This is a genomic window from Lactobacillus sp., assembly GCF_051873315.1.
GTDB lineage: Bacteria > Bacillota > Bacilli > Lactobacillales > Lactobacillaceae > Lactobacillus.
Window position 1 is genome coordinate 1 of the sequence record NZ_JBJEES010000113.1, and the last position, 6,652, is coordinate 6,652.

Genomic DNA, 6,652 nt, shown 5'->3' on the forward strand with positions numbered 1-6,652 from the left:
TCCCATTTGCCAAGCGTTACGACCAAGTTTTGCTGAAGCGGGAACAAGAAAACGCGGCTGCTGAAGCTGCTGGCAAAAACTAATGACAAAGCTTTTTAGGGGGAATTGTTTTGACTGCGCGTACGATGCCAAAGGGCTTTTTCTGGGGAAATTCCGTCTCAAGCATGCAGACGGAAGGGGCCTGGAATATTGATGGAAAAAGTTTATCGGTCTATGACCTCCGGCCTGCTACTGACAAGACGGCAGACTGGCATGATGCGATTGATGAATATCACCGCTATGACGAAGACCTGGACCTGCTTAGGGAAATGAACATGAACATGTACCGGATCCAGATTTCCTGGTCACGGGTGATCAAAGATGGTGACGGAGAGGTCAATCCTGCAGGTTTGGCGTACTATGACCGCCTGGTGGACGGGATGCGCCAGCGGGGCATTGAGCCAATGATCTGTCTGTACCACTTTGACATGCCAGCCAAGCTGGCCAAAGAAGAAAACGGCTTTATGTCCAGAAAGGTGACTGACGCCTTTGTCTCATACGGGCAAAAGATGCTGGACCACTTTGCCGACCGGGTCAAGTACTGGATCGTCTTTAACGAGCACAATCTCTACTTTACTGATGAAGTCTTCAACATTGCCGGCTACGACCATGGTGAAAAGAGCCTGGACGACATGTATCAGATTTTCCATCACACCATGCTGGCTCATGCCCGCTTGAGCAAGTACGCCCATGACAAGTACCCAGAGATTAAGTTCGGTGGTATGATTGCCTATACGCCGGTTTATCCGGCAACGTCCAAGCCAATTGACGTTTATCTGGCGCGCAAGTCAAATGAGTTCTTGAACGAGAACTTGAACAAGCTTTATACGACTGGCAAGTACTCTACTGAAGTTCTGGCCTGGATTGAAAATCACGGGATTCAAGCTGATTTTCAAGCAGGGGACGCGGAAGTGTTAGCCGGAATTCATACCGACTTCTTGTCCTTCAGCTACTACCGGTCCACTACCTTGGACGGCGACAAGGTTCCGGCGGCTGAAGCGCCAAACCGCTACCTAAACTGGGGCTTTGAACACAACCGTTTTTTGCCGGAAACTGATTTTGGCTGGGATATCGACCCCTTGGGCTTCCGCAATATCATCACCCATACTTACAATGCTTATCATTTGCCGGTCTTCCCGATCGAAAACGGAATCGGCTGCCGGGAAGAATGGGATGGCAAAGGGGAGATCCAGGATGACTACCGGATCGCCTACCACCGCTCCCACATCAAGGCCATGGAAGAGGCCATGTTTGAAGACGGGGCCAAGGTCTTGGGCTATCTGGGCTGGGGCTTGATCGACATTCCAAGCTCCCATGCCGACATGGAAAAACGCTACGGGGCGGTTTACGTCAACCGCGGCAACCACGACCTGCGCGACATGAAGCGGGTGCCGAAGAAGTCCTTCTACTGGTTCAAAAAAGTTTTCGCAAGCAATGGGGGTGATCTCTCCTAAAGCATAATTTGCAGAAGCACAGTTTATTTTTTCCTACTACAAGACTTTTACTAAAAACTTTTACTAAATATATTTCTACTTCTCAAAAACAAATACCCACTGAAGAATTCTCCATCTTCAGTGGGTATTTCTTTGTTTATCAGCTTAATTTGCTTTTTAGCCTAATTCCTGGTTCCGCTTAAGAGCCGCGTTAACTGCGCTGATAGCCGCGTAGCGGAAGCCGTTTTTTTCCAGTTCAACGACGCCGGCGATGGTTGAGCCGCCTGGTGAAGTTACGGCGTCTCTGAGCTGGGCCGGGTGCTGGCCACTTTCCAGGACCATCTGGGCTGAGCCCAAAACAGTCTGGGCGGCCATTTCGATGGCTTGGGACCGGGAGAGGCCGTTTTGCACGCCAGCGTCGCCTAAGGCTTCAATAAACTGGTAGACGAAGGCCGGGCCGCAGCCCGCCACTGCCGTAGCAGCATCCATCAAATTTTCTGAAATTTCCACGACCTTGCCGGAGTAAGTCATTAAGTCTTTGAAGACTTCTTTGGCCTTGCTGCTCTGGCTGCTGTAGCTGGTCATACCCTGGCCAATGGCTACTGGGGTGTTAGGCATCATTCTGACCAGGTCGTGACCGGGCAGAAGCTTGGTCAAAGTTTCCAGGCTGACCCCGGTTGCCATGGAGATCCAGATGTTGCCGTTATTGCTGCCTTCGCCGATTTCCTTGATGGTGCTTGCCACTTGGTATGGCTTAACGCCTAAAAAGACCACGTCGCTTTCAGCAGCAACAGCCGCATTGTCCAGCAACTGGCCGCCGATTTCCGCCTGCAGCTTGCCGGCTTTTTCCGGATTGTGATTGCTCAAAAGCAGGCTGACGTCATCACACTTGGCAACTGCTCTGGCGATCGCGCTCCCCATGTTGCCTAAACCGATAAATCCAACTTTCATGTGTTTTTCTCCTTGCTATTCTCTGACTTGTCCCTGGCCGCGGATAATGTACTTGTAGCTGTTAAGCTCGTTTAAGCCCATTGGCCCGCGGGCATGCATCTTCTGAGTTGAAATGCCCAGTTCGCAGCCCAGGCCGAATTCGCCCCCGTCAGTAAAGCGGGTTGAAGCGTTGACATAAACGGCAGCTGAGTCGACGGCTTGCGTGAAGCGGTCAGCGGCTGCTTGGTCTTCAGTCACGATGGCTTCGCTGTGGTGGGTTGAGTGCTTGGCGATGTGGTCAATTGCTTCTTCAACTCCGTCAACGACCTTGATGGCCATGATGTAGTCCAAAAATTCAGTGTCAAAGTCGTCTGGGCCGGCTGCTTTAGCCTCTGGCAAAAATTCTTTAGCTCTTTCATCAGCCCGCATCTCAACTTTGCCAGCAAAAACTTCAGCTAAACGCGGCAGGAAGTCAGCGGCAACTTCCTGGTCAACCAGGCAGACTTCAGCAGCGTTGCAGACAGATGGCCGGCTCATCTTGGCATTGGCCGTGATCTTGACTGCCTCGGCTAAATTGGCTGCCTTATTGACGTAGATGTGGCAGATCCCGGTCCCGGTTTCAATTACCGGCACCTTGGCGTTGTCAACAACTGCTCTGATCAAGCCCTTGCCCCCGCGCGGGATCAAGAGGTCGATCTTGCCCCGGGCAGTCATCATTTCGCTGGAAGACTGCCGGCTGGTGTCTTGCACCAGTTCAATCACCTTTGGGGAAATCTTGCTTTTGGCCAAGCCGGCCTTTAAGGCCTGCATGATGGCGTTAGCGGAATTGAAGGCTTCCTTGCCGGAACGCAAAAGGGCGGCATTGCCGGACTTAAGGGCCAGGGCAGCCACGTCAGAAGTGACGTTTGGCCGGCTTTCATAGATCATCCCGATCAAGCCAAAAGGCACGGACCGCTTCTCGATCTTGAGCCCGTTGTCAGCCGTGTGCTCGCTTAAAAGGCGGCCGACTGGGTCCGGCAGGTCGATCAAGGCCCGGATGCCGCTGGCCATGCCAGCCAGGCGGTCTGGGTTAAGGCGGAGCCGGTCCAGCATGACGTCTGGAATCTGCCCCTTGTCCTTTTCCAGGTCAAGTTCATTGGCCGCCAGGATGTCTGCTTCATGGTCCAGTAGGCTGTCAGCCATCAAGGCCAAAGCCTCGTTCTTGTCGGCGGTAGTTGCCAGGTTGACAGCCTCCTTGTTTGCCAGCAGGCTGTCCATCAGTTGCTGAGTTGAGCTTTCAGTCATATTTTTTCTTTTTCCTTTCTCAAATCAAAGGGTAGTAACCCAGTCGTCGCGGTGGATGAAGATGCCTTCGGGGTGGTTTTGCTCCAGAATTTCTTCCAGGACTGGCCGGGAGAATCTGGCCTTGCCCTTGCCGATCAGCTTTTTGCTCTTCAAACTGTAGACTTCCACGATGTCATTTTTCTTAAAATTGCCCTGGATCTGCTTGATCCCGGAAATCAGCAGGCTGGAGCCTTCCCTGGCCATGGCGTGAACGGCCCCGTGGTCGATGTAGACTCGGGCTTTGGCCGGGGCGTAGAAGGCCAGCCACTGCTTCTTTTGGTTAAAGGCATTTTCGTTGGCCGTAAAAAGGGTCCCTTGGTTCTTTTGGTGAACGGCGTCAACCAGGGCAGTAGAATCTGCCGAACAAATGAAGACCGGAACGCCGGACTTGGTGGCCATGTCAGCGGCCTTGATCTTGGTGGCCATGCCGCCGGTCCCGTTGCTGGACCCGGCCCCGCCGGCCATTGCAAAAATCCGCGGGGTAATTTCGTCGATGACCGGGATTGGCCGGGCATCGGGGTTCTTTCTGGGGTTGTCGCTGTAAAGACCAGGCACGTCGGTCAAAAGGACCAGGAGGTCAGCCTTCAGCAAAGAGGCAACTTGCGCTGAAAGGGTGTCGTTATCGCCGACTTTCAGTTCATCGATAGCGATAGTGTCATTTTCGTTGATGATAGGGATGACCCGCCGGTTCAAAAGGACGTTCAAGGCTGTCTGGGCATTTTGGTAGCGGCGCTGGTCAGCGAAGTCGTCCTGGGTTAAGAGAATCTGGGCGGAAACCACTCCCTGCACTAAAAGGCTGCGGGTGTATTCCTCGATCAAGAGCCCCTGGCCAACAGCGGCCGCGGCCTGCTTGTCGGCAACCTTCCTGGGTCGTTTGTCAAAGCCGAGCCGGCGGAAGCCCGCCGCGATGGATCCTGAAGTTACCAGAACCAGCTTGTAGTCGGCCTGGTGCAGCTGGGCCAGCTGCCGGGTAATTCTTTTGATCTTCTCTGGATCCAAGTCGCCAGCCGGACTGGTCAGCGAGGAGGTCCCTACTTTAAAAACGATCAGGTTATCTTTCATTGTCAACTTCCTTAATAAATTTAGACTAGGTAAATCATACCATCTTTTGCCCGCGGATAGAAAAAATAGCCAAAAAAAGGCTAGCCAGTTCGGCTAGCCTGTGGTCATCTGTTTTATTTGCTGAACGCGGAGTCGTCCTTGTATGACTTGGCTGTGATCTTTGGAATAGTCAAAGAGAACAGCAGGCCAAATACGGCACCGACGATCAACAAGGTAACAGGGTTATACGTGCTCTGGGTCAGAGGGGCTCCGATGAAGCCGATGATGAAGGTAAAAATCATCCCCCAGACGATGCAAACAATGTAACGTCCCATAGTATCTTCCTTCTTTCGCTCTGCATTTTACCAGAATCGGCGAGCAAATTCAATTGGTGAAAAGGCGACTTTGCTATAATTGAAATAACAAGGAAAAAGTGAAAGGCGGGGCGAGCAAGGTGAACATAGCAGCATTGCAGACGATTTCAGCCAATACGATTCTGGCCAGCCCGATGAAAACGGCTGACCTGGTCAAGGGGGCAAAAGAGCGGGGCTATAGCGCCGTAGCACTGACGGACATCAACGTGACTTACGGTCTGGCTGATTTTTATGAGGAAGCATTAAAGGCGGGGATCAAGCCTCTTTTGGGTCTGCAGGGCCGCTTTAAGGGGATCGAGCTGGAAGAAGCAGAATATGACCTGGTCTTTTTGGCCCAAAGTCAAAAGGGCTACCAGTCCTTGATGCGCCTGTCCAGCTTTTTGAACATTGCGTCTGGCGACCTTACTGGATCAGCCCCTGGCTTAGCCGATCTGCCGGACTTGTCTGATTTAACCGTGATCGTGCCTGCCGGGCCGACCAGTGAATTGCGCCAGCTTAATAAACTGGGTAATAGCGGGGAGGAATATGTTAAAAAGCTCCTGGCCTTTTTGCCAAAAGCCTTGCCCGTATACTTAGGCGTTTACCCGGCTGAATCCGCGGCTGCTTATGATGCTTATGTCAAAAAGCTGGCAGATTCTGCCGCTTTGCCCATAACGGTTGTTGAAGACGTCCGCTATTTAGACCCGGGCGACCAGTTCCTCTGCAAGGTGCTGCAGGCCATCAAGGAAAGACGGGTCCTGGATGAGCATGAACTGACCTTGATGGCGGAAGGGCAGGGGTCACATTGGCTTAGGCCCGCGGCTACCTTGGCAGCTGCCTGCCGGGAAATGGGCCTGGAAGAAGCCTTGGCAAACAGCGGCAAGATTGCTGAGTGCTGCCAGGCCAAGATTCCCTTTAAAGAGCCCCAGCTGCCGGTCTTTCCGCAAGAAACAGGTCTTTCTTCAGACCAGTATTTGGAAAAGCTGGCTTTCGCCGGCCTGGAAAAATTAAAGCTCAGACAGGGGATCTACCAGTCCCGCTTGCAAAAAGAGTTGGCCGTCATCAAGCAGATGGGCTTTGCCGACTACTTTTTGATCGTCGGCGACATCGTCAATTACTGCAGAAAAAAGGGTGCCCTGGTCGGCCCTGGCCGGGGGTCAGCTGCCGGCTCTTTGGTCGCCTACGCCTTAGGCATCACCCAAATTGACCCTTTGAAATACGACCTGCTTTTTGAACGCTTCTTAAACCCGGCCCGGGCCAACATGCCCGATATTGACCTGGACTTTACCACGAGCGGGCGGAAGCTGGCCTTTGCATACGTGCAGGCTAAATACGGTGCTAAAGCCCGCTTTGGCCAAGGATCTGACCTGGTGGCCCGAATTTTGGCCTTGACGACCATGAAGGCTAAAAGCGTCCTTGACCGGACCGGCCAGGTCTTTGGCCTGACCCTGCCGGCTATCGCCCACCTCAAGCAGGCGATGGGACCAGCTAAAACTTTGGAAGAGGCCGGCCAGCAGGCTGCTTTTAAAGGCA

At 52.9% G+C, this 6,652-nt stretch carries 6 protein-coding genes; 2 read left to right on the forward strand and 4 right to left on the reverse strand.

Annotated elements, in window-relative coordinates; translation table 11 throughout:
- Window positions 1-125 precede the first annotated feature (125 nt).
- On the forward strand, window positions 126-1,493 hold the full coding sequence (locus ACI32D_RS06680; RefSeq protein ID WP_439775814.1) for a glycoside hydrolase family 1 protein: 1,368 nt from the start codon (window positions 126-128) through the stop codon (window positions 1,491-1,493).
- Window positions 1,494-1,649: 156 nt separating this feature from the next.
- Here ACI32D_RS06680 and proC read toward each other — a convergent pair whose 3' ends face one another.
- The 4 genes from proC to ACI32D_RS06700 all read right to left on the reverse strand — a co-directional run bounded on the left by proC (window position 1,650) and on the right by ACI32D_RS06700 (window position 5,101).
- Window positions 1,650-2,423: a pyrroline-5-carboxylate reductase gene (gene proC, locus ACI32D_RS06685; protein WP_439775811.1), complete on the reverse strand. Its 774-nt coding sequence runs from the start codon at window positions 2,421-2,423 to the stop codon at window positions 1,650-1,652.
- Between the two features lie 15 nt (window positions 2,424-2,438).
- Window positions 2,439-3,686, reverse strand: coding sequence for a glutamate-5-semialdehyde dehydrogenase (locus ACI32D_RS06690; RefSeq protein ID WP_439775812.1), 1,248 nt, complete (start codon window positions 3,684-3,686; stop codon window positions 2,439-2,441).
- 24 nt (window positions 3,687-3,710) lie between these two features.
- Window positions 3,711-4,787, reverse strand: coding sequence for a glutamate 5-kinase (gene proB, locus ACI32D_RS06695; protein ID WP_439775813.1), 1,077 nt, complete (start codon window positions 4,785-4,787; stop codon window positions 3,711-3,713).
- A gap of 113 nt (window positions 4,788-4,900) precedes the next feature.
- Window positions 4,901-5,101, reverse strand: a complete 201-nt coding sequence (locus ACI32D_RS06700) for a YjzD family protein (protein ID WP_270448977.1) — start codon at window positions 5,099-5,101, stop codon at window positions 4,901-4,903.
- Window positions 5,102-5,235: 134 nt separating this feature from the next.
- On the opposite strand from ACI32D_RS06700, the gene ACI32D_RS06705 reads away from it, so the two are divergent.
- Window positions 5,236-6,652 (forward strand): PHP domain-containing protein (locus ACI32D_RS06705; RefSeq protein ID WP_439775815.1); only part of this gene is annotated, 1,417 nt, incomplete at its 3' end.